Annotated in this window: 29 protein-coding genes; 11 read left to right on the forward strand and 18 right to left on the reverse strand. The window is 63.1% G+C overall.

What is annotated here, in order from left to right; all coding sequences use genetic code 11:
- Positions 1-32: 32 nt before the first annotated feature.
- Positions 33-1,928, forward strand: coding sequence for a 1-deoxy-D-xylulose-5-phosphate synthase (gene dxs, locus HU720_RS10580; RefSeq protein ID WP_186519875.1), 1,896 nt, complete (start codon positions 33-35; stop codon positions 1,926-1,928).
- 163 nt (positions 1,929-2,091) lie between these two features.
- Here dxs and HU720_RS10585 read toward each other — a convergent pair whose 3' ends face one another.
- The 10 genes from HU720_RS10585 to nrdR form a co-directional block, all read right to left on the reverse strand.
- Positions 2,092-2,508 (reverse strand): MFS transporter, encoded by a 417-nt coding sequence (locus HU720_RS10585; RefSeq protein WP_186519876.1) that lies wholly within the window; start codon positions 2,506-2,508, stop codon positions 2,092-2,094.
- A complete protein-coding gene (gene ribA, locus HU720_RS10590; protein ID WP_186519877.1) occupies positions 2,505-3,116 on the reverse strand; it encodes a GTP cyclohydrolase II in 612 nt (203 codons plus the stop codon). The genes HU720_RS10585 and ribA overlap by 4 nt, the downstream gene beginning before the upstream one ends.
- A 129-nt stretch (positions 3,117-3,245) precedes the next feature.
- Entirely contained in the window at positions 3,246-3,989 is a 744-nt protein-coding gene (locus HU720_RS10595) for a transporter substrate-binding domain-containing protein (protein WP_186519878.1), read from the reverse strand.
- 108 nt (positions 3,990-4,097) lie between these two features.
- Positions 4,098-5,054: a thiamine-phosphate kinase gene (gene thiL, locus HU720_RS10600; RefSeq protein WP_186519879.1), complete on the reverse strand. Its 957-nt coding sequence runs from the start codon at positions 5,052-5,054 to the stop codon at positions 4,098-4,100.
- Between the two features lie 18 nt (positions 5,055-5,072).
- Entirely contained in the window at positions 5,073-5,573 is a 501-nt protein-coding gene (nusB, locus tag HU720_RS10605) for a transcription antitermination factor NusB (RefSeq protein ID WP_186519880.1), read from the reverse strand.
- Entirely contained in the window at positions 5,570-6,046 is a 477-nt protein-coding gene (ribE, locus tag HU720_RS10610) for a 6,7-dimethyl-8-ribityllumazine synthase (RefSeq protein WP_003255395.1), read from the reverse strand. Before ribE ends, nusB begins: the two co-directional genes overlap by 4 nt.
- 92 nt (positions 6,047-6,138) lie before the next feature.
- Positions 6,139-7,230 carry a bifunctional 3,4-dihydroxy-2-butanone-4-phosphate synthase/GTP cyclohydrolase II gene (ribBA, locus tag HU720_RS10615; RefSeq protein ID WP_186519881.1) on the reverse strand — a complete coding sequence of 364 codons (1,092 nt, stop codon included), beginning with the start codon at positions 7,228-7,230 and terminating at the stop codon, positions 6,139-6,141.
- Between the two features lie 18 nt (positions 7,231-7,248).
- Complete coding sequence (locus HU720_RS10620) at positions 7,249-7,914, reverse strand: riboflavin synthase (protein ID WP_011531966.1); 666 nt, start codon at positions 7,912-7,914, stop codon at positions 7,249-7,251.
- Positions 7,915-7,959: 45 nt separating this feature from the next.
- The gene (gene ribD / locus HU720_RS10625) at positions 7,960-9,090 is read right to left on the reverse strand and encodes a bifunctional diaminohydroxyphosphoribosylaminopyrimidine deaminase/5-amino-6-(5-phosphoribosylamino)uracil reductase RibD (protein ID WP_186519882.1); all 1,131 of its coding nucleotides are present in this window, start codon (positions 9,088-9,090) and stop codon (positions 7,960-7,962) included.
- A gap of 2 nt (positions 9,091-9,092) precedes the next feature.
- Positions 9,093-9,557 carry a transcriptional regulator NrdR gene (gene nrdR, locus HU720_RS10630; RefSeq protein ID WP_186519883.1) on the reverse strand — a complete coding sequence of 155 codons (465 nt, stop codon included), beginning with the start codon at positions 9,555-9,557 and terminating at the stop codon, positions 9,093-9,095.
- 108 nt (positions 9,558-9,665) lie between these two features.
- Here nrdR and HU720_RS10635 point away from each other — a divergent pair, with 108 nt between their 5' ends.
- From HU720_RS10635 to trxA, 3 genes are read left to right on the forward strand one after another with little or no spacing between them, the layout of a single operon-like run.
- Entirely contained in the window at positions 9,666-10,121 is a 456-nt protein-coding gene (locus tag HU720_RS10635; protein ID WP_186519884.1) for a YbaY family lipoprotein, read from the forward strand.
- Positions 10,122-10,781, forward strand: coding sequence for a 50S ribosomal protein L11 methyltransferase (locus tag HU720_RS10640; protein ID WP_186519885.1), 660 nt, complete (start codon positions 10,122-10,124; stop codon positions 10,779-10,781).
- A gap of 31 nt (positions 10,782-10,812) precedes the next feature.
- A complete protein-coding gene (gene trxA, locus HU720_RS10645; RefSeq protein WP_186519886.1) occupies positions 10,813-11,700 on the forward strand; it encodes a thioredoxin in 888 nt (295 codons plus the stop codon).
- Positions 11,701-11,751: 51 nt separating this feature from the next.
- Here the strand turns inward: trxA and HU720_RS10650 are convergent, their stop codons facing one another.
- Both HU720_RS10650 and HU720_RS10655 read right to left on the reverse strand, forming a co-directional pair.
- On the reverse strand, positions 11,752-13,362 hold the full coding sequence (locus HU720_RS10650; protein ID WP_186519887.1) for a hypothetical protein: 1,611 nt from the start codon (positions 13,360-13,362) through the stop codon (positions 11,752-11,754).
- Positions 13,363-13,455: 93 nt separating this feature from the next.
- Positions 13,456-13,809: a hypothetical protein gene (locus HU720_RS10655; protein WP_186519888.1), complete on the reverse strand. Its 354-nt coding sequence runs from the start codon at positions 13,807-13,809 to the stop codon at positions 13,456-13,458.
- 133 nt (positions 13,810-13,942) lie between these two features.
- Here HU720_RS10655 and HU720_RS10660 point away from each other — a divergent pair, with 133 nt between their 5' ends.
- The 5 genes from HU720_RS10660 to HU720_RS10680 all read left to right on the forward strand — a co-directional run bounded on the left by HU720_RS10660 (position 13,943) and on the right by HU720_RS10680 (position 17,893).
- A complete protein-coding gene (locus HU720_RS10660) occupies positions 13,943-14,500 on the forward strand; it encodes a DUF2796 domain-containing protein (protein ID WP_186519889.1) in 558 nt (185 codons plus the stop codon).
- Positions 14,501-15,211: an ABC transporter ATP-binding protein gene (locus tag HU720_RS10665; protein ID WP_186519890.1), complete on the forward strand. Its 711-nt coding sequence runs from the start codon at positions 14,501-14,503 to the stop codon at positions 15,209-15,211.
- Complete coding sequence (locus tag HU720_RS10670; protein WP_186519891.1) at positions 15,211-16,476, forward strand: ABC transporter permease; 1,266 nt, start codon at positions 15,211-15,213, stop codon at positions 16,474-16,476. The genes HU720_RS10665 and HU720_RS10670 overlap by 1 nt, the downstream gene beginning before the upstream one ends.
- A gap of 69 nt (positions 16,477-16,545) precedes the next feature.
- The gene (locus HU720_RS10675; RefSeq protein WP_186519901.1) at positions 16,546-17,100 is read left to right on the forward strand and encodes a DUF3299 domain-containing protein; all 555 of its coding nucleotides are present in this window, start codon (positions 16,546-16,548) and stop codon (positions 17,098-17,100) included.
- A 109-nt stretch (positions 17,101-17,209) separates the two neighbouring features.
- The gene (locus HU720_RS10680; protein WP_186519892.1) at positions 17,210-17,893 is read left to right on the forward strand and encodes an OmpW family outer membrane protein; all 684 of its coding nucleotides are present in this window, start codon (positions 17,210-17,212) and stop codon (positions 17,891-17,893) included.
- Between the two features lie 37 nt (positions 17,894-17,930).
- On the opposite strand, the gene HU720_RS10685 is transcribed toward HU720_RS10680, so the two are convergent.
- Positions 17,931-19,121, reverse strand: coding sequence for an MFS transporter (locus tag HU720_RS10685; RefSeq protein ID WP_186519893.1), 1,191 nt, complete (start codon positions 19,119-19,121; stop codon positions 17,931-17,933).
- A 99-nt stretch (positions 19,122-19,220) separates the two neighbouring features.
- On the opposite strand from HU720_RS10685, the gene HU720_RS10690 reads away from it, so the two are divergent.
- On the forward strand, positions 19,221-19,700 hold the full coding sequence (locus HU720_RS10690) for a helix-turn-helix domain-containing protein (protein ID WP_186519894.1): 480 nt from the start codon (positions 19,221-19,223) through the stop codon (positions 19,698-19,700).
- A gap of 28 nt (positions 19,701-19,728) precedes the next feature.
- Here the strand turns inward: HU720_RS10690 and HU720_RS10695 are convergent, their stop codons facing one another.
- The 5 genes from HU720_RS10695 to HU720_RS10715 form a co-directional block, all read right to left on the reverse strand.
- Positions 19,729-20,661, reverse strand: a complete 933-nt coding sequence (locus HU720_RS10695) for an NAD-dependent epimerase/dehydratase family protein (protein WP_186519895.1) — start codon at positions 20,659-20,661, stop codon at positions 19,729-19,731.
- Positions 20,654-21,538: a sugar nucleotide-binding protein gene (locus HU720_RS10700; RefSeq protein ID WP_186519896.1), complete on the reverse strand. Its 885-nt coding sequence runs from the start codon at positions 21,536-21,538 to the stop codon at positions 20,654-20,656. The genes HU720_RS10695 and HU720_RS10700 overlap by 8 nt, the downstream gene beginning before the upstream one ends.
- A 281-nt stretch (positions 21,539-21,819) precedes the next feature.
- A complete protein-coding gene (locus HU720_RS10705; protein ID WP_346656572.1) occupies positions 21,820-22,305 on the reverse strand; it encodes an HIT family protein in 486 nt (161 codons plus the stop codon).
- A 22-nt stretch (positions 22,306-22,327) separates the two neighbouring features.
- On the reverse strand, positions 22,328-23,275 hold the full coding sequence (locus HU720_RS10710) for a ThiF family adenylyltransferase (RefSeq protein ID WP_186519897.1): 948 nt from the start codon (positions 23,273-23,275) through the stop codon (positions 22,328-22,330).
- A gap of 52 nt (positions 23,276-23,327) precedes the next feature.
- Positions 23,328-23,525 (reverse strand): hypothetical protein, encoded by a 198-nt coding sequence (locus tag HU720_RS10715; RefSeq protein WP_186519898.1) that lies wholly within the window; start codon positions 23,523-23,525, stop codon positions 23,328-23,330.
- 253 nt (positions 23,526-23,778) lie between these two features.
- On the opposite strand from HU720_RS10715, the gene HU720_RS10720 reads away from it, so the two are divergent.
- Positions 23,779-24,618: an alpha/beta hydrolase family protein gene (locus HU720_RS10720; RefSeq protein WP_186519899.1), complete on the forward strand. Its 840-nt coding sequence runs from the start codon at positions 23,779-23,781 to the stop codon at positions 24,616-24,618.
- Positions 24,619-24,940: the final 322 nt, after the last annotated feature.

Raw genomic sequence — 24,940 nt, forward strand, 5'->3', positions numbered from 1 at the left:
GCCGCGTCTTCAAACCTATAACGACTCGCCTGATGCCCACGACGTTTCAAGAGATCCCCCGCGAACGCCCGGTCACGCCGTTGCTCGACCGCGCCGATACGCCAGCCGGCCTGCGCCGCCTGGCCGAAGCCGACCTTGAGCCGCTGGCCGACGAGCTGCGCCAGGAATTGCTCTACACCGTCGGCCAGACCGGTGGGCACTTTGGTGCCGGCCTTGGCGTCATCGAGCTGACGATCGCCCTGCATTACGTGTTCGACACCCCCGATGACCGGCTGGTGTGGGATGTGGGCCACCAGGCCTACCCGCACAAGATCCTCACCGGGCGCCGCAACCGCATGCTCAGCCTGCGCCAGAAGGACGGCATCGCCGCCTTCCCGCGGCGCAGCGAAAGCGAGTACGACACCTTCGGCGTCGGCCACTCCAGCACCTCGATCAGCGCAGCGCTGGGCATGGCCATCGCCGCCCGCCTGCAAAACGAGGCGCGCAAGTCGATTGCCGTGATCGGTGATGGCGCACTGACCGCCGGCATGGCCTTCGAAGCGCTGAACCATGCGCAGGAAGTGAATGCCGACATGCTGGTCATTCTCAACGACAACGACATGTCGATTTCGCGCAACGTCGGCGGGCTGTCCAACTACCTGGCCAAGATTCTCTCCAGCCGCACCTACGCGAGCATGCGCGAAGGCAGCAAAAAAGTGCTGTCGCGCCTGCCAGGCGCCTGGGAAATCGCCCGCCGCACCGAAGAATACGCCAAGGGCATGCTGGTGCCCGGCACCCTGTTCGAAGAGCTGGGCTGGAACTACATCGGCCCGATCGATGGCCACGACCTGCCCACGCTGGTGGCGACCTTGCGCAACATGCGCGACCTCAAGGGCCCGCAGTTCCTGCATGTGGTCACCAAAAAAGGCAAAGGCTTCGCCCCCGCCGAAGTCGACCCGATTGGCTACCATGCCATCACCAAGCTGGAACCGGTCGACAAGCCCGTGGCGCCGAAGCAGCCCAGCGGGCCTAAGTATTCCGCAGTGTTCGGCCAGTGGCTGTGCGACATGGCCGCCGCCGACAACCGCCTGGTAGGCATCACCCCGGCGATGAAAGAAGGCTCGGACCTGGTCGAGTTCAGCGAGCGCTACCCAGAGCGCTACTTCGATGTGGCGATTGCCGAGCAGCACGCCGTCACCTTGGCCGCCGGTATGGCCTGCGAAGGTGCCAAGCCGGTGGTGGCGATCTACTCGACCTTCCTGCAACGTGCCTACGACCAGTTGATCCACGATGTCGCCGTGCAAGACCTCGACGTGCTGTTTGCCATCGACCGTGCAGGCCTGGTCGGCGAAGACGGCCCGACTCACGCGGGCGCCTACGACCTGTCGTACCTGCGCTGCATCCCCGGCATGCTGGTGATGACGCCAAGTGACGAGAACGAGCTGCGCAAGATGCTCAGCACCGGCCACCACTACAAAGGCCCGGCGGCTGTCCGTTACCCGCGCGGCACCGGCCCGAATGCACCGATCAGCGGCGACCTCGATCCGCTGGAAATCGGCAAAGGCGTCGTGCGCCGCAAGGGCAGCAAGGTTGCCATGCTGGTGTTCGGCGTGCAGTTGGCTGAAGCCCTGCAAGTTGCTGAAACCCTCGACGCCACTGTGGTCGACATGCGGTTCGTCAAGCCGCTGGACGAAGCACTGGTACTGGAAATGGCCGCCAGCCATGAACTGCTGGTGACCCTTGAAGAGAACGCCATCATGGGCGGCGCAGGCGCGGCAGTGGGTGAGTGCCTGGCCCGCGAGGCAGTGGTCAAGCCGCTGTTGCACCTGGGGCTGCCAGACCTGTACGTCGAGCACGCCAAGCCTGCGCAAATGCTGGCAGAGTGCGGGCTGGATGTGGCGGGGATTGAAGCCTCGGTCAGGGCGCGGCTGGCAAAGCTCGGCCTGTAAGCCAGTCGCTGTGAGCTGTGTAGGAGCGGCCTTGTGTCGCGAAAGGGCTGCGCAGCAGCCCCGGCGATATCGGCGTGGTGCACAAATCCTGGGGGTGCTACGCACCCCTTTCGCGACACAAGGCCGCTTCTACAGGGGATCGCGGCATGCCGGATGGCGCGGGTCAGCCTAGCTGGCGCGGGATGCGGTAGAGGTACAGCAACACCACGGTCGACAGCGCCAGCAGTATCTGTGGCACCGCCTCCAGCCCCACCAGCACCGACAATGCGGCCACCCAGGCCGGGAAACAGGCAAACAACATGGCCATGCGCCGAACCTGCGCCAGGGTGATCCAGGCGGCAGGCTCATCCGGGCTGCCCAGCGCTTTGTCTGTAGCGATCAACGCCCGCTTGTAGGCAGCGAAACGCGGCAAGCTGAGGAACATGGTTGCAGCGCCCGCGATGAACAGCGGCATGGCCAGCACGCCCATTTGCACGGCGCCACCAAAGGCCCAGGCCATCACCGGCAACGGCACCAGCCCCACGGCCAGGTACTGCCACCAGGCGAGTGCCAGGCGGCGCTTGACCTGCCCGCGTGTCACGCCTGCTCGCCCTGGTGCTTGTTGCCCATCATATGGCCGAGCTTGTCGGCCTTGGTCGCCAGGTACAGGCGGTTGTGCGGGTTGTGCCCGGTGTGCAGCGGCACACGCTCGGCCACCTTGATGTTCATGTCGGTCAGGGCTTTGACCTTGCGCGGGTTGTTGGTCATCAGACGCAGTGCGCTGACGCCCAGGTGCTCGAGCATCGGCAGGCACATGGCGTAGTCACGCTGATCGGCCGCAAACCCCAGGCGCTCGTTGGCTTCGACGGTATCGGCGCCGCCATCTTGCAGCTCGTAGGCGCGGATCTTGTTCAACAGGCCAATGCCTCGCCCTTCCTGGCGCAGGTACAGCAGCACACCACGGCCTTCGCGGGCGATGGCTTGCAGCGCGGCTTCAAGCTGCGAGCCACAGTCACAGCGCTGGCTGAACAGTGCGTCGCCAGTCAGGCACTCGGAATGCAGGCGCCCCAGCACCGGCTCACCGTCGGCAATCTCACCCAGGCTGAGCACTACGTGCTCGCGGCCAGTGGCTTCGTCGAGAAAGCCATGCATGGTGAAGGTCGCAAAAGGGGTCGGGAGTTTAGAGGCGGCAACAAAGACGACGGGCACGTTGTGCTCCTGGATGTAGGAATTTTCAATCGGCAGATTGTATCAGCAGCCCGCCATAGGTGCGCAGGCTGAATACCGGGGCTTAAGATCGAAAAGTTCGATGCTTATGGAGCACGCCCCTGCTACAGCTCAGAGCGGCTGGCTATTGGCAGTGAATGGGTACGGCTGCTTCCAGCGCTCGAAAATCGGCTTCAACTCGCCGCTGCGCACCAACTGCTGCATGCGCTGATCGAACAGGTCGCTGAGCGCCTTGCCGCGCGCGGTATTGCCGAACGCCAGGTACAACGGCAGCTCAGTCAGGTGGGTGCTGCGAAAAAGCCCGGGGTTGGCCGCGCGGCCAAGCACGTACTGAACCTCGGTGAAGGCATCGACATAGAAGTCGACGCGGTCATGCTCGAGCATCGGCAGAATCCCTTCACGGCGCTGTACCTCGCGAAATTCCTCGACATTGGACAGATAACTGCCGTAATCGTAGCCGCGCACCCAGGCCAGGCGGTATTTGCCGATGGTGTCCACAGTCGGCACCGGCTTGCTGGCCAGGCCCAGCACATAGATATGGTCCATATCGAAATGCCAGCGCGGATAGATATCGCCGCTTTCCTCGCCTTTGTAAGACCCCACCCAGGCATCGGCCTCTTCACGCTTGACCAGGCCCATTGCCCGGCTGTACGGCGCGCTTTGCGCCTGTACCTTGACCCCGGCCGGCTCGAACACCTTGCGCAGCACGTCCCAGGCAAGCCCGGTACCATCGGCATTGGTGTAGTCGACCCATTCCTCGCTGACCAGGCGCACTTCGGCAGGCGCCTGCCCGGCAACGGCGCAGGGGCCTGCGACGAGCAACAGCAATGCCAGCAACACAGTCCTGAACCCCATCACCACGCTCCGTGCTTCATCTGTGCGGCCACAGCCACAGGTTGATCCACATGCCGCCCTTCCCGCACAAGACAATGGCCCCATGGCCGCAGCCACGCAAGCGCCCGCTCACACGGTCTGCCCGAAGTGCTGATAGCCGCGCTGTTGCGGGGTGATGTCCTGGCCATGCTCATCGCGCAGGCTGACGCCCTGGCCCGGCAAAACCCGGCCAATAACGTGGTACGGCTGCACCAGGGACGCCAGCGCCGCCTGCGGCGCGGTAAACGCCAGCACGTAGTCGTCGCCACCGGTCAGCGCCGCATGCAGCGCCGCATCACGCCCCAGCAGCGCCAGCAGCGCGGCAGACACCGGCACCTGCGCCTGATCAACTTGCAGCGCCACGCCTGAGGCCTTGGCGATATGGCCGCAATCGGCCAGCAGGCCGTCGGAGATATCCAGCGCCGCGCTGGCCAGGCCACGCAACTGCTCGCCAAGGCGCAACTGCGGCAGCGGCGCCCAGTAGTGATCAAGCAAGGGTTGCGCAACGTCGGCCGGCGCCGAGCGCTGGCCCAACACCAGCGGCAGAGCACCGGCAGCGTTACCCAGGTCGCCGCCCACACACAGCAGGTCACCTGGTTGCGCGCCACTGCGACGCAACGCCTGGCCTGTTGGCACACGGCCAAACACTGTGACAGTGATACTGAGTGGGCCGCGGGTGGTGTCGCCACCGATCAGGCTGATAGCGCAGCGCCCGGCCATGCGGCCTAGGCCTTCGGCAAAGCCTGCAAGCCAGTTACGGCCGACGTCAGGCAGGGTCAGGGCAAGGGTGAAAGCGATTGCCGTAGCGCCCATGGCCGCCAGGTCGCTGACCGCCACGGCCAACGCACGCTGGCCGAGCAGCAGGGGGTCACAGGCATCTGGAAAGTGCACACCGGCCACGAGCGTGTCGGTGGAGATTGCCAGCTGTTCGCCGGCAGGCAGGTCCAGCAGGGCGCAGTCGTCGCCGATACCCAGCGCCACGCCTTCGCCACCCTGCGCACAAGGCGCGGCGGCGAAGTAATGGCTGATCAGCTCGAACTCACCCATGGCGTGTCAGCGCTGCAATCAGCGCTTGTTCGCCTTGACTTCAGCTTCACGCAGGCGCGGGGCCAGCTTGTCCAGCACACCGTTGACGAACTTGTGACCGTCGGTGGCGCCGAACACTTTGGCAAGCTCGACACCTTCGTTGATGACCACGCGGAACGGCACGTCGACGCGCATCATGAACTCCCAGGTGGACAGGCGCAGCACCGACAGTTCGACCGGGTCGAGCTCTTCGAGCGGGGTGTCCAGGCAAGGCTTGAGGGCCTCGTCGATTTCGTCCTTCTTCGCAGGCACCCCGTGCAGGATTTCGCGGAAGTAGGCACCGTCGACGTCGGTGAAATCGTTATCGACGCGGAACTGCGCCTCGACCTCGTTCAACGAATGCTTGGCAACGTGCCACTGGTAGAGCGCCTGGGTAGCGAGCTTGCGCGCTTCGCGGCGTTTGGCGCTTTTCGATGGCTTGCCAGCATCCGCAGGTTTTGGATCGCGCGGGTTGAAACGATCGCTTTCGTCGCTAATCACTTGGCCTCCAACTGCGCCAGCAGGCTGACCATTTCCAGAGCGGACAGGGCAGCTTCGGCACCTTTGTTACCGGCTTTGGTGCCGGAACGTTCGATGGCTTGTTCGATGGAATCGACGGTCAGAACGCCGAAGGCCACCGGAACGCCGAATTCCATGGACACCTGGGCCAAGCCCTTGGTGCACTCGCCCGCTACGTATTCGAAGTGCGGGGTACCGCCACGGATCACTGCGCCTAGGGCGATGATCGCGTCATAGGCACCCTGTTGGGCGACTTTCTGCGCGACCAACGGGATTTCGAAGGCACCCGGGGCACGGATGATGGTGATGTCGCTTTCGCTGACGCCGTGGCGAACCAGGGCATCGACGGCGCCGCTTACCAGGCTTTCAACGACGAAGCTGTTGAAGCGGCCAACCACCAAAGCATAGCGACCTTTGGGGGCGATGAAGGTACCTTCGATGGTCTTCAGGGTCATGTGCGATGTTCTCATCTTCAAGAGCGAGGCCGCGCTGTGGCGGCCTCGACAGGGTTTGGACTCGAGCTTGAGGGCGACAAAGACGCTTCAAGTCACTCGGAGGGCACGTATTCTACAACTTCCAGATCGAATCCGGATATCGCGTTGAACTTCATCGGCGAACTCATCAGGCGCATCTTGCGCACGCCAAGGTCGCGCAGGATCTGCGAACCGGCACCGACGGTGCTGTAGGTGGTCGGGGTCTTGGTCGGGGCATCGCCTGCGCTTTCACGAATGTGCGCCAGCAGTACGTCGCCATCGAGCGGGTGGCCCAGCAGCAGCACCACGCCGCTGCCGGCCTCGGCCACGGCAGCCATGGCGGCGCGCAGGCTCCAGCGGCCCGGTTGCTTGACCAGCAGCAGGTCGCGCAGCGGGTCCATGTTGTGTACGCGCACCAGGGTTGGTTCTTCAGCGCAGATGTTGCCCAGGGTCAGGGCCATGTGCACGTCGCCTTCGACCGCGTCGCGGTAGGTGACCAGGTTGAACTCGCCCAGCTCGCTTTCTACCGGCTGCTCGGAGACGCGCTGGACGGTGCGCTCGTGGATCATGCGGTAGTGGATCAGGTCGGCGATGGTGCCGATCTTGAGGTTGTGCTGGGCAGCGAACACTTCGAGCTCGGCGCGACGCGACATGGTGCCGTCGTCGTTCATCACTTCGCAGATCACCCCGCTTGGCTCGAAACCGGCCATGCGCGCCAGGTCGCACGCCGCCTCGGTGTGGCCGGCGCGGGCCAGGGTACCGCCAGGCTGGGCCATCAGCGGGAAAATGTGGCCGGGGCTGACGATGTCTTCGGCCTTGGCGTCCTTGGCCGCCGCTGCCTGCACGGTGCGGGCGCGGTCAGCGGCGGAGATGCCGGTGGTAACGCCTTCGGCGGCTTCGATCGACACGGTGAACTTGGTGCCGAAGCCCGAGCCGTTGCGTGGTGCCATCAGCGGCAGCTTGAGCGTTTCGCAGCGCTCGCGGGTCATGGGCATGCAGATCAGGCCACGGGCGTGCTTGGCCATGAAGTTGATGTGCTCAGGCAGGCAGCATTCGGCTGCCATGATGATGTCGCCTTCGTTTTCGCGGTCTTCGTCATCCATCAGGATGACCATTTTGCCCTGGCGGATGTCTTCGACCAGTTCTTCGATGCTGTTGAGCGCCACGCGGCACCCCCTTCTCAATCAGGATTTCAAGAAGCCGTTGGCGGCCAGGAAGCTTTCGGTAATGCCACTGCCCTTGCTCGGTTCGGCAGCCTTGTCGCCCAGTAGCAGACGCTCCAGGTAACGGGCCAGCAGGTCGACCTCAAGGTTGACCCGACGCCCTGCGCGGTAGTCGGCCATGATGGTTTCGGACAGGGTGTGCGGGACGATGGTCAGCTCGAACTCGGCGCCATCGACCTCATTGACCGTCAGGCTGGTGCCGTCGACGGTGATCGAGCCCTTGTGGGCGATGTACTTGGCCAGCTCTTTAGGTGCGCGCACGCGGAACTGGATGGCGCGGGCGTTATCGGCACGCGAGACGATCTCGCCGACACCGTCGACGTGGCCGCTGACCAGATGGCCACCCAGGCGAGTGGTCGGGGTCAGGGCCTTTTCGAGGTTGACCCGGCTGCCGCTCTTGAGGTCGACCATGGCGGTGCGCTTGAGGGTCTCGACGCTGACGTCGGCCCAGAAACCGTCGCCAGGCAGCTCGACGGCGGTCAGGCACACACCGTTGACGGCAATGCTGTCGCCGAGCTTGACGTCGCCCAGGTCGAGCTTGCCGGTTTCGACGTAAACACGCACGTCACCACCCTTGGGGGTCATGCTGCGGATGGTGCCGATGGATTCGATGATGCCGGTGAACATGCTGCTCTCCTGATAAAACGGGCTGCGCGGAGCCAGCCCGGCATTCTATACGTCGGCGGCCGGCAGCGGGATGGCCGTCACCCGCCAGTCATCGCCGACTGCGCGCATTTCGGTAATTTTCAACCGCGGTGCCGCGCTCATCTGCGTCAACGGCCAGTCCAGCAACGGGCGGGCCTGTGAGCCGAGGAAGGTGCCGGCAACAAACAACTGGAATTCGTCGATCAGCCCCAGCCGGGCGAAAGCGCCCGCCAGGCCAGCACCGGCCTCCAGCAGGATTTCATTGACCCCGCGCTCAGCCAGCACACCTAACAGCGCCGGCAGGTCGACCTGGCCATCGCTGCCGGGCAACACCAGCAGTTCGTGGCCTGCGGCTACGTAGCGTGGGTCGGGCGCTGCGGCGGTGACCACCAGCGCGGGGCCGGCGGCGAAGAACGGCGCGTCCAGCGGCAGGCGCAGGCGCCCGTCGATCAGCACCCGCAGCGGCGGGCGCGACAGCGCCAGGGCGGTGGTTTCGGCATCCAGGCCCAGCTCGCTGGCGCGCACTGTCATGCGGGCGTGGTCTTGCAGCACACTGGCGGCACTGGTCAGCACCACGCTTGAACGGGCGCGCAGGCGCTGCACCGCGGAGCGAGCCGCAGGGCCGGTAATCCACTGGCTCTCGCCGCTGGCCATGGCGGTGCGACCGTCCAGGCTCATGGCAAGCTTTGCCCGCACGAACGGCAGGCCGTGTTCCATGCGTTTGAGAAACCCTGGGTTGAGCGCCCGCGCTTGGGCTTCGAGCACGCCACTGACCACTTCGATGCCGGCCTGCTGCAAGCGCCGCAGGCCGTTGCCGGCCACTTGCGGGTTTGGGTCCTGCATGGCTGCTACCACCCGCGCCACCCCTGCCTGCACCAGCGCTTCGGCGCACGGCGGGGTGCGGCCGTGGTGGCTGCAGGGTTCGAGGGTGACATAAGCGCAGGCGCCACGGGCGCGCTCACCGGCCTGGCGCAGGGCATGCACCTCGGCGTGCGGCTCGCCGGCACGTACATGCCAGCCTTCGCCGACTACCTCGCCATCGCGCACGATGACGCAGCCTACGCGCGGGTTGGGGTGGGTGGTGTACAAGCCCTTGCGGGCCAGTTCCACGGCCCGGGCCATGTAGTGGGCATCGAGAATGGCGGCTTGGCTGGGCATGGCTACTCTTTGGCTGGCTCGCGGGCCAGGCGGTCGATTTCTTCGCGGAACTCGTCGAGGTCCTGGAAGCGTCGGTACACCGAGGCAAAACGAATGTAGGCGACTTCGTCGAGCTTGCGCAGCTCGCCCATCACCAGTTCACCCACCACCAGCGACTTCACTTCGCGCTCACCGGTGGCCCGCAGCCGGCTTTTGATGTGCGCAAGGGCGGCTTCCAGGCGCTCGACGCTGACTGGGCGCTTTTCCAGCGCGCGCTGCATGCCGGCACGCAGTTTGTCTTCGTCGAAGGGCTGGCGCGTGCCGTCCTGCTTGATCAGCCGGGGCAGGACCAGCTCGGCGGTTTCGAAGGTGGTGAAGCGCTCGCCGCAGGCGAGGCATTCGCGACGGCGACGCACCTGCTCGCCCTCGGCGACCAGACGCGAGTCGATGACCTTGGTGTCGTTGGCACCGCAAAAGGGACAGTGCATGGTGGCAGGCAACAAAAAAAGGGAGGGCCATGGTAGCGCATTGCACTGGCAAGACAAGCCAAAGGGGTTAACATCCAAGGGAAATCTGCCCGCCAAGGACTCACATTCATGCATCATCGAGCGCTCGTCGTGCTGTGCTGCGCCGCCCTGCTTGCCGCCTGCGGCAGCGACCGGCCCAAGACCGAGCCGGCTGCACCACCGGCGCCAGCCAAAACTGCCACCAGCAAAACCGTGCCACTGGGCCCGCTGCCGGCGTATCAGCGCGAGCTCAGCGGCACGCTGCTGGAAATCCCAGCCGGCGCTACCGTGGAACTTGCGCTGCTGGTCATTGATGAACGTGGCCGCCCGCAGCAACTGCTCGCCAGCAGCACCTTGACCGGCACCGGCCAGGCCCTGCCCTATCAACTGCGCTTCAACCCCGAAGCTTTCCCGGCCGGGGCCAGGGTCGAACTGCGCGGCCGCGCCAGCCAATCCGGCCAGTTGATCATGCACCTGCCGCCGCAACCGATCGCCCAGGCACAAACCCAGGCCACTGGCCCGCTGCGCTTCGAACAGGCGCCGTAAATGGCGCCGCTCGCCTTGCAACAGGCCCTGAGCGGCCTGATTGGTGAAGCGCGCCTGGTTGTCAGCGCGCTGCCTGACTGCGCACTCAAGCTGTGGCTGCTCGACGAGCACAACATGGACCGGGCATTCAGCAGCGAAGAAACCCGGCGAATTCTTGAAGAGCCACCGTACTGGAGCTTTTGCTGGGCCAGCGGCCTGGCCATGGCCCGGTACCTGGCTCGCCACCCCGAGTGGGTGCGTGGCAAGCGGGTGCTGGATTTCGGCGCAGGTTCCGGCATTGCCGGCATTGCTGCTGCCCGTGCCGGCGCCCTTGAGGTCGTGGCCTGTGACCTTGACCCACTGGCGCTTGCAGCCTGCCGGGCCAATGCTGCGCTCAATGGTGTGAAGCTGCGCTACAGCAGCGACTTTTTTGCCGAGGCCGACCGCTACGACCTGGTGCTGGTGGCCGACGTTCTGTACGACCGCGCCAACCTGCCGTTGCTCGACCATTTCCTAAGCCGCGCCCGCCAGGCCCTGGTGGCGGACTCGCGGGTGCGCGACTTCAGCCACCCGCTCTACCGCTCGCTGGGCACACTGGATGCGCTGACCTTGCCGGACCTTGCCGAACCGCACGAATTCCGCCGGGTCAGCCTGTACCACGCCAGCCGCGAGCCTTTATAGTGATGCCATTCACCGTTTTGCGAGAGTCACGATGAACCAAGCACCTGTTACCAACGATGTGCCGTATATCTTCGATGCCACCGATGCCAGCTTCCAGCAACTGGTCATCGAGAACTCGTTCCACAAGCCGGTGCTGGTCGATTTCTGGGCTGAGTGGTGCGCCCCGTGCAAGGCCCTGATGCCGCTGCTGGCGAAAATCACCGAGGGTTACCAGGGCGAATTGCTGCTGGCCAAGATCAACTGCGATGTCGAGCAGCAGGTGGTAGCGCAGTTCGGTATTCGCAGCCTGCCGACCGTGGTGCTGTTCAAGGATGGCCAGCCGGTCGACGGTTTTGCCGGCGCCCAGCCTGAATCGGGCATCCGCGCCATGCTCGAACCGCACGTGCAAATGCCGGCACCGCCCACCGCCACGCCGCTGGAACAAGCCAAGGCGCTGTTTGCCGAAAGCCGCTTCAGCGAAGCCGAAGCGCTGCTGCAGGCACTGCTGGGTGAAGACAACAACAACGCCGAAGCACTGATCCTGTATGCCCGCTGCCTGGCAGAACGCGGCGAGTTGGGCGAGGCACAAGTGGTGCTGGACGCAGTCAAGAGCGACGAGCACAAGGCCGCCCTGGCCGGCGCCAAGGCGCAACTGACCTTCCTGCGCCAGGCCGCCAGCCTGCCAGAGGCTGCCGAGCTGAAAAGCCGCCTGGCGCAAAACCCGCAGGATGACGAGGCGGCCTACCAGCTGTGCATTCAGCAACTGGCGCGCCAGCAGTATGAAGCCGCGCTGGATGGGCTGCTCAAGCTGTTCCAGCGCAATCGCGGTTACGAGAACGGCCTGCCACACAAGGCATTGTTGCAGGTGTTCGAACTACTCGGCGGTGATCATCCGCTGGTCGGCAGCTATCGCCGCAAGCTGTTCGCTGCAATGTACTGAAGGTGCGCGGTGGGCTCGAACGCTGTCAGGCGAGCCCACTGTCACACGCGCTCAACTCACCTTGTTGCTCATGGTAACGAACTCCCGAACGCTTTTCAGCGGCAGCGGCAAGATGATCACGGCCCAGTACAGCCGACGATCATCCTTCTCGATCGCCAGCACCACGGAGAACGGTTGGTCACTTCCGGGGGTGAACGCCCCGGAAGCATCCATCACACCGCCGCCGTCCAGCACACGCCACTCGATGTCTGCGGGCGCAACGACAACCTCCTCACCGCCCCGGTTCAGGTAGCAGAGTGTCAGCCCAACCTGGTAACCCCGCTCATCGACCCGCAGATAATGCGTCGGGCTGGCATTGAGCACTACATAGGTGGACATCACCGGATTGCCGGGGGTGCCAGACACGACTTTGTCGATCACTACCGGAGAAAATCCAGAAGTCTTGTACATGCAAGCTCGCCAGGTCTTGCCTGATGTGTCGTGCGGCACCCCAGGATCATCCGGCGGGCAATACCAGCAGGCATCGCCATGCGGATCAAGGGCGCCGTGGGCCTTACCCTGGAATGTCCAGCTCAGCGTGCCCCCGGTATGCGGCATTACAGACATGAGGGTGCGTTGACGCACGCCGCTCACCATCTTCACCAAGGGTGAAGCATGCTGTCGTGCGGCAACCGGGACATACTTGAGCGTCGATCCGGCGCCCCAAGGGTAGTCGTAGAGAACTTCCATGGCGTGGTCTACGATTTGATCGGGCACGACAACGGACTTGAAGAGAAGGGTATCGACTGGGTACAGCACCTGCATGAACTCATCCATGGCGCTTGCTAAGGGGTCCTTGAACGAGAGCTCATTGTTCAGGCCCCCATTCCTGGCCCCCGCCGAATGGTAATGGTAGACCGAGGGCAGGTTGTTGATCGGCGAGGCCGGGAGGTCCGAAGACCTCTGGGTGGGCAGTAGCCCGTCCTCTCCGTCATCGCGAGCCAGATACAACCAATACCAGTCGGTTTTGTCCGACGCCTTGCGCACGTAGAAGTGAGCAGGAACCACGTAGTAAGCGTTGTTGAATGGCGTCAGCTCAACATGGCGCAGCCTCACCAACCGCTGTGAGTCTGGCAGTGCCTCGAATCGCTGACGGTAGCCCAGTGCAGCAGCTTCGTCCGGCTCGAAGGCGGCAGCCCCCAGGTAAGCCATATAAAACCGCGAACCTTTGGAAACCTTGATATTGACGCTACCATCCTCTGCGAAGAGCCCAACGAAAGCGTCGAGGTGAAACTCCTGGAACAGATAACGGTTGGCTGTGCGGTCGACAACCTGAATTTCCCTGACACTTCTGATGTGGTCTCCCAGGTCCATGGCCAACTGAATGGTGGTATCGCTGAGGACCTGCCTGCGCACTTCCACTTTCCCCGGGCTGCAGTACGGCGAATTGAACAACATCAGGGGCCGGGACAGCACGGTATCAGCGACCTCCCAATGCAGGCCCGCCTCTATGACCCGATCGAAATGGACGCGATCGAGGTCATCGCTGCCCGTATGGTCACCCACCCACTGCGAGGCACAGAACTCATCGACATGACGGCCATTGAATCGCGCATTGATGTACCACCAGATGATGGATCTTGGCACCACGGGGTCAGGTATTTGCGAGTCTTCTGTGTCCATGAACGTATGCCTCCGAGTTGGTAGGCATACTGATAGCACCGCCGAACTCGGCCGGACAACTGACAAAAATGACAGGTCTGAGGCGGCTTGCGGTCAGCCAAGCCAGCAATAAACAGGGGCATCGGTACCGCTTTGCACGCGCACTTGCGCGCAATGTCGCAGCCTGACCAGCAACCGCTTGCCACTTGCCGTGCTGCCGGTCAGCTCTTCCAACCGCTCCAGCAGCTCGGGGCCGTTGATACGCCCGGCCTGGCGCAACAGCTCACAAGCGGCCGCCCAGTGGCCATCGTCCACGCGGGCAGCAGGTTGCGCCGCATCTGGGGCTACGGCCTGCGCTACCGCTGGCGCAGACGCCTGCAGCCCACGCGTCAGCTGCGCCCATTGCGCGGGGTCCAGCTCGATGGTCAGGTCCACCGGCCAGTCACCAATCTGTCCACGAATTCTCATGAAGTGTTCCTTTGCATACGGGTCAAAGTTGGCATGCTACAGCAACATGAAACCTGTGCACGGCGGGGTAGCGATACGCCAAAAAGTTGTTATAACATTACTAAACCTGTCCAAGCCGCTTCTGGAGCTGTTCATGCGTCGTCTGCTGCTCGCCCTGCCCTTTGCCCTGCTGCCCCTGGCCGTGGCCCATGCCCACGACGAACACGATCATGACCACGGCACCCTTGCCGCCCACGAGCATGGCGTAGCCAAACTCAACGTGGTGCTCGACGGCAATACCCTGGAACTGGAACTGGACAGCCCGGCGATGAACATCGTCGGCTTCGAGCATGCCGCTACCAGCGATGCCGACAAAGCCAAGGTCGCCGCCGCGCGCAAACAACTGGAGCAACCGCTGGCCTTGTTCAACCTGGCCCAGGCGGCCGGCTGCAAGGAAGATCAGCAAGCGCTTGAAAGCCCGCTGTTCGGTGATGCTGCCGAGGGCGACAAACATGAACACGGCCATCAGCACGCCGACATCAATGCTCATTACCAACTGGCCTGCAGCAACCCGGGCAAGCTCACCCAGGTTGACCTCGCCCCCCTGTTCAAAGCCTTCGCGCAGACGCAGAAAATCAATGTGCAGTTGATCGGCCCGAACGGCCAGAAAGGCCTGGAAGCCACCGCCGCCAAGGCCGTGGTCCCGTTCTGAATGAGCCAGGCGCTGATCGAGCTTGAGGATGTGACGTTCGCCTGGCCGGGCCAGGCGCCGCTGCTGGATATTGCCCAGTTTCGCCTTGAAGCCGGCGAGGCGCTGTTCCTCAAAGGCCCGAGCGGCAGCGGCAAGACTACCCTGCTTGGCCTGCTGGGCGGGGTAAACCGCCCAGGCCAGGGCCGCATCCGCCTGCTCGGCCAGGACCTGGCCAGCTTGAGCCAGGGCGCCCGCGACCGTTTTCGGGTCGACCACACCGGCTATATCTTCCAGCAATTCAACCTGCTGCCGTTTCTGTCAGTGCGCGAAAACGTCGAGCTGCCTTGCCGCTTCTCGAAAAGCCGCGCCGCACGCGCCAGCCAACGCCATGGCAGCGTCGACCAGGCCGCCGCTCATTTGCTCGAGCACTTGGGCCTGAACCAGCCTGGCCTATTGGCGCGTCGCGCCGGCAGCCTATCAATCGGCCAGCAGCAACGGGTGGCCGCCGCCCGCGCGCTGATCGGCCAACCGGAGCTTGTAATCGCCGACGAGCCCACTTCGGCGCTGGATGCCGACACCCGCGAGGCGTTCATTGGCCTGCTGTTCAATGAGTGCCGCGCGGCCGGCTCCAGCCTGCTGTTCGTCAGCCATGACCAAAGCCTGGCGCCGCTGTTCGACCGCCACCTGTCCCTGGCCGAACTCAATCGCGCCGCCAAGCCCCGGGAGGCCTGATGTACCTGCTCCGCCTAGCCTTGGCCAGCCTCGCCAACCGCCGCTTCACGGCACTGCTCACCGCCTTCGCCATCGCCCTTTCGGTGTGCCTGCTGCTGGCCGTCGAACGGGTACGCATCGAAGCCCGCGCCAGCTTTGCCAGCACCATCAGCGGTACCGACCTGATCGTCGGCGCCCGCTCGGGTTCAGTGAACCTGCTGCTGTATTCGGTGTTTCGCATCGGCAACGCTACTAACAATATCCGCTGGGACAGCTACCAGCACATCGCCAAGGACCCACGGGTAAAGTGGGCCATCCCGATCTCGCTGGGCGATTCGCACCGCGGCTACCGCGTGCTGGGCACCACCGGCGAGTACTTCGAGCACTATCAGTACGGGCGCCGCCAGCACCTGCAACTGAGCCAGGGCCGGCCCTTTGCCGACAACCCGTTCGACGTGGTGCTGGGCGCAGAAGTGGCCGAGGCGCTGCACTACAAGCTCGGCGACAAACTGGTGCTGGCCCACGGCGTAGCGGCCATCAGCCTGGTCAAGCACGACGATAAACCCTTCACCGTGGTCGGTGTACTGCAACGCACCGGCACCCCGGTGGACCGCACCCTGCATATCAGCCTCGCCGGCATGGAAGCGATCCATATCGATTGGCACAACGGCGTGCCGGCGCGCGGCGCCGGGCGCATCAGTGCCGAGCAGGCGCGCGCCATGGACCTGCAACCAGCGGCCATCACCGCGTTCATGCTGGGCCTGAACAACAAGATCGCCACCTTCAGCGTGCAGCGTGAAATCAACGAATACGGCAACGAGCCGTTGCTGGCGATTCTGCCGGGGGTGGCCTTGCAGGAACTGTGGAGCCTGATGGGCACTGCCGAGCAGGCGCTGTTCGTGGTGTCGCTGTTTGTGGTGCTGACCGGGCTGATCGGCATGCTCACCGCCATCCTCACCAGCCTCAACGAGCGCCGCCGAGAAATGGCCATCTTGCGCTCGGTGGGCGCACGCCCCTGGCACATCGCAGGCTTGCTGGTGCTCGAAGCGCTGGCCCTGGCGCTGGCGGGTATCGGCGCTGGGCTGGGTTTGCTATATGCCGGTATCGCCTTGGCCCAAGGGTATGTGCAAGCCAACTACGGGCTGTATCTGCCGCTGGCTTGGCCCAGCGCCCATGAGTGGACGCTGCTGGCGATCATTCTTGGCGCCGCGCTGCTGATGGGCAGCGTGCCGGCCTGGCGCGCCTATCGGCAGTCGCTGGCCGACGGCCTGTCGATTCACCTTTGAGGATGGGCCATGGCTAAGCGAGAGCAGTTATTGGGGGAGCGGGCTTGCCCCGCGCTCGGGCCAGTCTTGATGGCACCGGCCTTGCCGGTGTTCGCGGGGCAAGCCCGCTCCTACGTCGGGTGGTTGCTGGCCGTGCTGTTGCTGCCAGCCTTGTGCTGGGCCGGCGAGCCCCGCGAGCTGGACTGGCCGGCGCTGATCCCCGAGGGCGCGCCAGTGATTGCCCCGCAACTGGCGCCGCTGCACGACCTGTCGCAGATCGGCAACGCGCTGGCAGCCGAGTCCGCCCCGGCTGCGCACCAGCAGGCGCCGGCCGCCCCGGTGGTCAAGGCGCTGGATGGCCAGGTGGTCAAGCTGCCCGGCTACATCGTGCCGCTTGAGGTGAGCGAAGAAGGCCGTACCACCGAGTTTCTGCTGGTGCCGTACTACGGCGCCTGCATCCACGTGCCGCCGCCGCCGTCCAACCAGATTGTGCACATCGTCAGCGAGATGGGCGTGCGCGTTGAAGACCTCTACCAGCCGTACTGGATCGAAGGCACCCTGCGCGTCAAAGCCTCCAGCAGCGATCTGGCCGAGGCCGGTTATCAAATGGAAGCCGAAAAAATCTACGCCTATGAGCTGAAATGAGAAAGGTTCCCCGGCTGTGATGCTGCTTCGTTGAGCTGGGTCAAACATTCTGTTTAGGCGGCTCCGTACCATTGGACTACTTGATTACTTACGTCCTTTGGGAGCTTCCATGAACAAGTCCTTGCTCGGCGCCTCGCTCGTTGCCCTGGCGCTCGCAGCGCCCGTTGCCCACGCCCACCAGGCGGGGGATTTCATCCTCCGCGCCGGCGCCATCACCACCGCGCCTAACGAAAACAGCAGCGATATCAAGCTCGATGGCGCCAAAGTGCCGGGCACCAAGGCAACCCTGGACAGCGACACCCAACTGGGCCTGGCCTTCGCCTATATGCTCACCGACCACATCGGCCTTGAGCTGCTGGCTGCTACCCCGTTCCAGCACACTGTAGGCGTCAAAGGCCTCGGCGCAGGCCTGGACGGCAAGCTGGCAGACATCAAGCAACTGCCGCCAACCCTGTCGCTGCAGTACTACCCGATGGCACCGACCTCCAAGTTCCAGCCATACGCTGGCGTTGGTCTGAACTACACCCTGTTCTTCGATGAAGACCTGAGCAGCAAGCGCAAGAGCGAAGGCTTCAGCAACCTGAAGCTGAAAAACTCGGTGGGCCTGGCCGGCCAACTGGGCATGGACTACATGCTGACCGAAAACCTGCTGTTCAACGCCGCCGTCTGGTACGTCGACATCGATACCCAGGCCACCATGAATGGCCCGAGCGCTCTGGGCGTAGGCCGCACCAAGGTCGACGTCGACGTCGATCCATGGGTGTACATGGTCGGTCTCGGCTACAAGTTCTGATAGGCAGCGACTTTCTGGCCGTAAGGTAAGAACGCTCCTACAAAGCCCGCAGCATTGCTGCGGGCTTTTTGTTTTGCAGGACCGCGCAGATGCACGCCAACGCGCTGATGCCCGCCCCCAGCCCACACACCGCAGGCCACCCCGCCGCTTCATACATCCAGCTTGCAGCCATCGCCCCCAGGCCGCTGCCCACCGAATAGCAGCACATGTAAGCGCCGATCAGCCGGCTGGCCATCGCTGCACGCCCGGCCAGCAACAGGCTCTGGTTGGTGACGTGCACGGCCTGCACCGCAAGGTCCAGCATCACTACGCCCAGAATGAGCGCCAGCAGCGAGTGGTCAAGCATCGCGCTGGGCAGCCAGGAAAGCGTCAGCAACGCCAAGGCCAGAACGGTTGTGCGCGGGCCGTGCCCTTGGTCTGCCAGCCGTCCGGCGCGGGACGCCGCCAGGGCGCCGGCCACACCGGCCAGTCCGAACAAGCCAACCTGGGTGGGGCTCAACGCATGCGCAGGCGCCGTCAGCGGTAGCACCATGGCCGACCACAACACGCTGAACGCGGCGAATATCAGCAACGCCAACAAGCCACGTTGGCGCAGCAGGCGGTCGTCACGGTAAAGCGTCAGGGTCGACAGTAGCAAGTCACGATAACGTTGGCCGGCGCTGGCGGCGGGCGTTGCCGGCAAACGCCATGCAAGCAGCATCGCCATCAGCAACGCCAACCCCGCTGCGCCAACATACACCCCGCGCCAGCCCAGCAGGTCAGCGAACACGCCGGACACCAGCCGCGCCAGCAAAATGCCCAATACGATACCGCTGGTCACTGTGCCGACCGCTTGGCCCTGCTGCGCCGGGCTCGCCAAAGTAGCGGCATGCGCCACCATCACCTGCACCACCACTGCCATCAGCCCGACCATGGCCATCGCCGCCAGCAGCATCGCCCAGCCTTGGGCCAGCGCCACGGCCAGCAGCGCACCACTGGCGACCAGCAGTTGCGTGAGGATCAGGCGTTTGCGCCCGAGCAAGTCGCCCAGCGGCACGATCAGCAGCAACCCGACGGCGTACCCCGCCTGGGTTGCGCCCACCACCAGCCCGACCCGCGCCAGCGGTACACCCAGGCTCAGCGCCATGGCCGCGAGCAGGGGCTGGGCGAAGTACACAGTGGCGACCGCCAGGGCACAGGCGGCCGCCAGAAGCAGGGTCAGGCCGCGGCTTAGCGGTACATCGGTCATCGAGGCACTCCTGGCAATCCGGTTGTTAATTAAAACCACATCTGGCTTTCTAGCAAATGTGGTTTTAATCTGCAACCAAAGTCACCCGCGGATATTCAGATGCTCGACGACAATAACCAGCAATGCCCCGTGGCCCGTGCCTTGGACGTGATCGGCGATCGTTGGTCGCTGATGATCCTGCGCGATGCCTTCGATGGGCTGCGCCGCTTCAGCGAATGGCAAAAGAACCTGGGGCTGGCGAAGAACATTCTGGCGGACCGGCTCAAGTCGCTGGTCGAGGCTGGGTTGCTGGATCAGCAACCGGCCTCCGATGGCAGCGCGTACAAGGAATACGTGCTGACCGACAGGGGGCGTGCCTTGTTTACGGTAATCGTCGGCCTGCGCCAGTGGGGGGAGCGGTACCTGTTCAGCAGCGGGGAGCCGCGCTCAGAACTGGTCGATGAGCGCGGGCAGCCGCTTGAGAGGCTGCAGGTTCGTGCGCAGGATGGCGCGGCGGTTGAAGCCCAAGGCTGCCGACGCCGGGTTGTTCGCCACGCAGCGGGCTCTGTGGGGGCCCCCTCGCCAGCCAGTCTTTTGTAGGAGCTGGCGACAGCCTGCGATGGGGCCGTCAGCCTTTGCCGAGCAACCGCGCCAAACCATCAACGAACGGGGTTGGTTCGGGCAACTCGAAGCGCGCCAGCAAGCGGCTGTTATCAGCACGCGAATGGCGGATATCACCCGAGCGCGCCGGGCTGTAGCTGACCGCAGGCAGACTGCCGACCACGGTTTCCAGCGCAGCCAGCAGTTGCTTCAGCGAGGTCGCCTGGTTCAGGCCGATGTTCACCGCGCCCTCTTCAACCTGTGGCATTGCCAAGGCCTGCACCATCACCTTGACCAGGTCGCCCACATACAGGAAATCACGGGTTTGCTCGCCATCGCCGAAAACGGTAATGGGCTGGCCGCTGACGGCGCGTTCGGCAAAGATGCTGATCACCCCGGAATACGGCGAGGAAGGGTCCTGGCGCGGGCCGAAAATATTGAAGAAGCGGAACACCACCGGCTCAAGGCCATGCTGGCGGCGATAAAAGTCCAGGTACTGCTCGCTGGCCAGCTTGTCTACCGCATAGGGCGTCAGCGGCGCTTTGAGCGTGTCTTCGGCAATCGACTGGCCCTCGCCGTTGTTGCCGTACACCGCGGCACTGGAGGCGAACAGCACGCGCCGTACGCCATTCAGGCGCATGGCTTCGCAGACGTTGAGGGTGCTGATGAAGTTGCTCTGGTGGGTTTTCACCGGGTCATCGACCGAGGCCTGCACCGAGGCCACCGCCGCCAAGTGCACCACGGCCTGGCAACCTTCAGCGGCACGTGCCACCAAGGCGGCATCGGCGGCATCGCCCTGGATCAGTGTCAGACGTGGATGATCAAGTTGCAGGTTCTCGCGCTTGCCGCTGGACAGGTCATCGAGGATGCGCACCGTGTGGCCAATTTCCAGCAGTGCATCACTCAGATGCGAGCCGATGAAGCCGGCACCGCCGGTAATCAGGATGGGGGCGTCAGCCATGTCGGTAGAAACGGTCCAGTAGGGGCGGCAAGCCAGCGCGCCAGGCGCGGGGCTTGATGCCGAAAGTATGAAGGATCTTCTTGCAGGCCAGCACCGCATGCTGCGGTTCTTCGCTGGCATCCGGGCGGGCGGCATGGGCCTGGGCGGTCGGGGCCTGCACCGCCAGCTGGCGCCAATGGGCAGCCTCGGTCAGGATCGCCTGGCCCAGCGCCAGCGGTGTGGTCGCCTCATTGCCGGCGTAGTGGTAGGTGCCCCACAGCGGCGCCTTGCAATCGAGCTGTTTGAGCACCGAGAGGATCACCCGTGCGGCATCATCGACCGGCGTCGGGTTGCCGCGCCGGTCATCGGCCAGCAGCAGTTCCTGAGGCTGTTCGGCGCGGGTGAGGAAGCGCCCGAGCGAGCCATCGCGGCTTTCGTCGAGCAGCCAGCCAAAGCGCACCAGCACATGCTGCGGGCAGGTCGCGCGCACGCTTTGCTCGATACGCCACAACGCCTGGCCGCGCAGGCCGAGCGGGACCGGTTCGTCCTTCTCGCTGTAGGCCGTGGCCCGCGAGCCATCGAAAACGCGGTAGCTGGACGGTTGCACCAGCACGATTTCGTGGTGCTGGCACAACTCGGCGAGGCGCTCCACAGCGCGCTCCTGTTGCGCAAGGCGCGGCTCGCTGACCGACTCGGCCTGGAACCAGTCGAAGTAGTAGGCCAGATTGACCACGGCGGCCGGGCGCTGCTCGTCGAGCAGCAGCGTCAGGCTGGCCGCATCCCAGCCGCCCTCAGGCGGACGCGGCGCCAGGAAGGCGATGTCTTCCTCGGCCCCAAGGCGAATAAGCGCTTGCCCAAGGGCATTGCCACCACCCAACAGCATCAGGCGCATACGCATAGAGTCAGAAGGTCCGGTCAGATCGATGGAGGAAAGAGCCATTTTGCGGTGTGTGCGGGGGGAAGTGCAACCCGGCCCCGTGGGTGGGGTACAGGTGGCATTGTAGTCACTAGGCTCTGTCCACCGTGTTTGGAACGCCGTAATTGCCAATCGCATTTTCTGGATAGCAACGGCATTCGTGATGAAGCACCGCGAGGGCCGCAATGCGCCCCTGGCGCCTGCGCAATGATTTTCGCGAATCGTTGCACTGAGAGTGGCTGGTATAGCGACGAGACCGAAAGCTACGTCGCTGTTCCAGATACCTCATCATTCATCAACATCACTTGGGAAGCCAGTTCGGCAGCCAGCGATCTTAGTTCATGGTCATCTGCACGCTGCCAGTCATGGGAAGATACATATCCTTCATAGTGATGAAAGTACTTATCAACGCGTGACGAGATTTTTCTAAAATCGCTGCCCTCTCCGGTGGCATGTAGGGGAAACAGCTTGGCATGCAGATGATCCACCCCATATCCTTCAAAGACCAAGGCGGTTCTGCCAACGCCCTGCAGAGTAGCGTCCAGAATACGAGCGACTTTTTTGGCTGCAACCACGAGTTCCGCTAGCGCTTCATCACTCTGATCAAATGCGTAACTACCGCAATGTTTTTTAGGGATGACAACCGTTGCCCCAAGTGTATTAGGGTAAATCGATAGAAAAGCCAAATGCCTTTCATCTCGCCAAAATATGTACCCAGGCGCCGTAGCGGAAACGATCTGGCAGAACACACAGGGTTCCGCATTATTTTTCTCACCCTCCCCCACTGTACGCACCTCCCCGTGAGTCCCACCTGACAACATGTGTTTTTTGCTCACCAAATGTTTGTCTTGCCAATGCCATTATCAAGTTGTTTGACAGCACAGATGCGAGCGAAAAATTCATTGGCCCATAACTGGGCATGATTGCACTCGGCAACGTAAAGCACGTCTCAGCCTCTAAATCTGCGCTAAGCCTTTCAACTTCTGCGCAATCTCCTGGCGTGAAACTAAACGCGGCACAAATATGATGCAGATACCCACCCGACACTACTGGAACGCCACAGCGTTCTGCAATTTTCCAACCTTCTCTCGCCAACGTCGATGGATTGTCAGCCGTGATCACCACGGCACTAACAGGGCCATCTGCCAATACCGCCAACTCGTCAATACCCAAGGCTGAGTCCAAGCACTCAATGTGTAATTGCTCAAACCTGCTTTCAAGTGCCTGCTTGAGCACCTCGACTTTTTTGCGCCCTTCGTCGGCTCGCGTCCAAAAAAGCTGTCGATTCAGATTGCTTTTCTCAACGATATCGTCATCGATCAATAAGAAATTTCGAATACCTGCTCCTGCCAGCAACATGCAAACTGAACTACCTATACCACCGCACCCCACTATCATCACACGGCTGCGAACCAACGCCTCAACATCACCTATAACATCGGCGCATCGCTTTGCCGAGCAAAGCAGATAACTCACGGTGCGGCTATGCTCAGCTGAACGTAGTAAACCGATCACACCTGCGACATCAACCGCCGCCCCAGTCACCAATGCACCCGCATTTCGCAAGGCATTGCGAAAACCGGGCTCGTCTTGTCTATGAGCAGAGGTGATACCATCCGGCCCGTTAATCAAGACTTCATCACCGGTAAATTCGTAGTATGTGGAGGGCGCAACGATACCTGCCGGCACACCTTCATCATAGTAAATAAGATCTTCCATAGCACCCCCATGAAATCTAGCAGGCTGGAAGTCTCGCTCCAGCCCGTCCCGGTCAGTTCTTACAATGAGGCATCAGCTTTACGCGTGTACCACTACAGTCGCTTGCCGCTGTAAGCATATGGGGCACAGGTTTTTGCTCTTTAGTTGTGGAGGCAGGCGGAATTTTACTTACAGCAACAGCATCAACGGATGCATGGACCGCCGAGACACCAAGCATCATTACCGCTGCAACACCCAGCATTTTTTTCATGGGAAAACCTCCTTGATATCGAACGCACTTCGTTCGCAATCAATTATCATTCAATGAATATTCTCTAGCAACTTTTCCCTGGCGGGAAATTTCCGCCAGCAAGGTAAGACAACTCCTACCAATCAGCCGGAAAAGACCGTGACCTCACATTTTACGTAGGAGGAGTTCTGAAATTAATAAATCTCTTCTATCCTAGATCGTAATAGTTTGAGTGAATAGTCTGACGCTCGAGCCCAAATTAGAAGGTATTCACATGCGGCATGGAATGGACTCACCTCAGCTCTCAACGTGGCAGTACGATGAACCGGCTCCTGGCCAGGTACGCTATATAGACGAACATTTCGTCAGCTACCGCCAGCAGGCACGTTTGCTGGTCGCAAGCGATGAGCGTGTGGCGCCGGTGTTTGTGGTGGGCGGTGCACGCTCAGACTTCACCCGGCTCAACCCGCTGCTGTATCGCCTGCAGCAACAGGGCATCGGCTCGCTGACCGGCAACCTGTCCGGCCACAGCCGCGCCAGCGAACCGGGCGCGGTAGACGCCTCGCTCAATACCAACCTCGCCGAAGCCCTGCGCTTTCACCAGCACCTGGGCAGCCGCAGCGATACGGTCATCGGCCACAGCCTGGGCGGCGCCATCGCGCTGAAGCTTGCCGCACAGCGCCCGAACGTGCGCAAGCTGGTGCTGATCTGCCCGGCGGTGTACCCGGATGCTGCGCACAGCGCACCGTTCGGCCCGGCATTCACTGCGGCGATCCGCCAGCCGTTCGCCTTTCTGGACTGCGACAGCTACGCCTTCTTGCGCCAGTTTCAGGGCCGCGTGCTGCTGGTGATAGGCGAGTACGATGGGCTTAATTCCCGGGTGCACGGGCAAGGGCCGGGGACCTCGGCCGGGGTGCGGCGCATCGCTGGGGTCGAGCGCTACAGCCCGATACCGGAAGAGGTTACCCACGCTTTGCTGCGCTCGGTGCCCGCGCCCCATGTGGAATGCCTGATGTTGACTGATTGCGATCATGGGATTGCCGCGCACCTGCGGGACAGGCCCGAGGTGGCGGACCAGGTGGCTGAGGCGGTGGCGGCGTTCATTTTGCAGTGAGGTGCAGCGCGCGGCGGCGACAGGGAGCAGCTAGTGAAGCCTGTGCCGGCCCTATCGCAGGCTGTCGCCAGCTCCCACAGAGCTTCGCCCATCCCCATATCGATGCCGTCTACGCGGTCAGTGTAGGAGCGGCCTTGTGCCGCTCCTACAGAATCAAAAGCGACTTGCCCTAAACCATAGAGTCTCCCACAGAGGCCGTGCTCAAGCGCACCATTGCTGGTTGTACCCAATCCTCTGGGAAACGGTAGATAGTTGTGGCGAGCGGGCTTGTCCCGCGTTGGGCTGCGCAGCAGCCCTGAAAACCCAAGGGGCTGCTGCGCAG

The organism is Pseudomonas sp. SWRI51 (assembly GCF_014268825.1).
GTDB classification, from domain to species: domain Bacteria; phylum Pseudomonadota; class Gammaproteobacteria; order Pseudomonadales; family Pseudomonadaceae; genus Aquipseudomonas; species Aquipseudomonas farsensis.

Coding starts and splice junctions, on each gene's coding strand:
- HU720_RS10660 (WP_186519889.1), top strand. CDS start 13,943: ATGCGTCGTCTGCTGCTCGCCCTGCCCTTTGCCCTGCTGCCCCTGGCC.
- HU720_RS10650 (WP_186519887.1), bottom strand. CDS start 13,362: ATGGACACAGAAGACTCGCAAATACCTGACCCCGTGGTGCCAAGATCC.
- thiL (WP_186519879.1), bottom strand. CDS start 5,054: ATGGGTGAGTTCGAGCTGATCAGCCATTACTTCGCCGCCGCGCCTTGT.
- HU720_RS10685 (WP_186519893.1), bottom strand. CDS start 19,121: ATGACCGATGTACCGCTAAGCCGCGGCCTGACCCTGCTTCTGGCGGCC.
- trxA (WP_186519886.1), top strand. CDS start 10,813: ATGAACCAAGCACCTGTTACCAACGATGTGCCGTATATCTTCGATGCC.
- HU720_RS10710 (WP_186519897.1), bottom strand. CDS start 23,275: ATGGAAGATCTTATTTACTATGATGAAGGTGTGCCGGCAGGTATCGTT.
- HU720_RS10720 (WP_186519899.1), top strand. CDS start 23,779: ATGCGGCATGGAATGGACTCACCTCAGCTCTCAACGTGGCAGTACGAT.
- nrdR (WP_186519883.1), bottom strand. CDS start 9,557: ATGCACTGTCCCTTTTGCGGTGCCAACGACACCAAGGTCATCGACTCG.
- HU720_RS10595 (WP_186519878.1), bottom strand. CDS start 3,989: ATGGGGTTCAGGACTGTGTTGCTGGCATTGCTGTTGCTCGTCGCAGGC.
- HU720_RS10635 (WP_186519884.1), top strand. CDS start 9,666: ATGCATCATCGAGCGCTCGTCGTGCTGTGCTGCGCCGCCCTGCTTGCC.
- HU720_RS10620 (WP_011531966.1), bottom strand. CDS start 7,914: ATGTTCACCGGCATCATCGAATCCATCGGCACCATCCGCAGCATGACC.
- HU720_RS10695 (WP_186519895.1), bottom strand. CDS start 20,661: ATGGCTGACGCCCCCATCCTGATTACCGGCGGTGCCGGCTTCATCGGC.
- HU720_RS10700 (WP_186519896.1), bottom strand. CDS start 21,538: ATGCGTATGCGCCTGATGCTGTTGGGTGGTGGCAATGCCCTTGGGCAA.
- dxs (WP_186519875.1), top strand. CDS start 33: ATGCCCACGACGTTTCAAGAGATCCCCCGCGAACGCCCGGTCACGCCG.
- HU720_RS10680 (WP_186519892.1), top strand. CDS start 17,210: ATGAACAAGTCCTTGCTCGGCGCCTCGCTCGTTGCCCTGGCGCTCGCA.
- ribD (WP_186519882.1), bottom strand. CDS start 9,090: ATGCCCAGCCAAGCCGCCATTCTCGATGCCCACTACATGGCCCGGGCC.
- HU720_RS10690 (WP_186519894.1), top strand. CDS start 19,221: ATGCTCGACGACAATAACCAGCAATGCCCCGTGGCCCGTGCCTTGGAC.
- HU720_RS10665 (WP_186519890.1), top strand. CDS start 14,501: ATGAGCCAGGCGCTGATCGAGCTTGAGGATGTGACGTTCGCCTGGCCG.
- HU720_RS10670 (WP_186519891.1), top strand. CDS start 15,211: ATGTACCTGCTCCGCCTAGCCTTGGCCAGCCTCGCCAACCGCCGCTTC.
- HU720_RS10640 (WP_186519885.1), top strand. CDS start 10,122: ATGGCGCCGCTCGCCTTGCAACAGGCCCTGAGCGGCCTGATTGGTGAA.
- ribE (WP_003255395.1), bottom strand. CDS start 6,046: ATGACCCTGAAGACCATCGAAGGTACCTTCATCGCCCCCAAAGGTCGC.
- HU720_RS10675 (WP_186519901.1), top strand. CDS start 16,546: ATGGCACCGGCCTTGCCGGTGTTCGCGGGGCAAGCCCGCTCCTACGTC.
- HU720_RS10655 (WP_186519888.1), bottom strand. CDS start 13,809: ATGAGAATTCGTGGACAGATTGGTGACTGGCCGGTGGACCTGACCATC.
- HU720_RS10715 (WP_186519898.1), bottom strand. CDS start 23,525: ATGAAAAAAATGCTGGGTGTTGCAGCGGTAATGATGCTTGGTGTCTCG.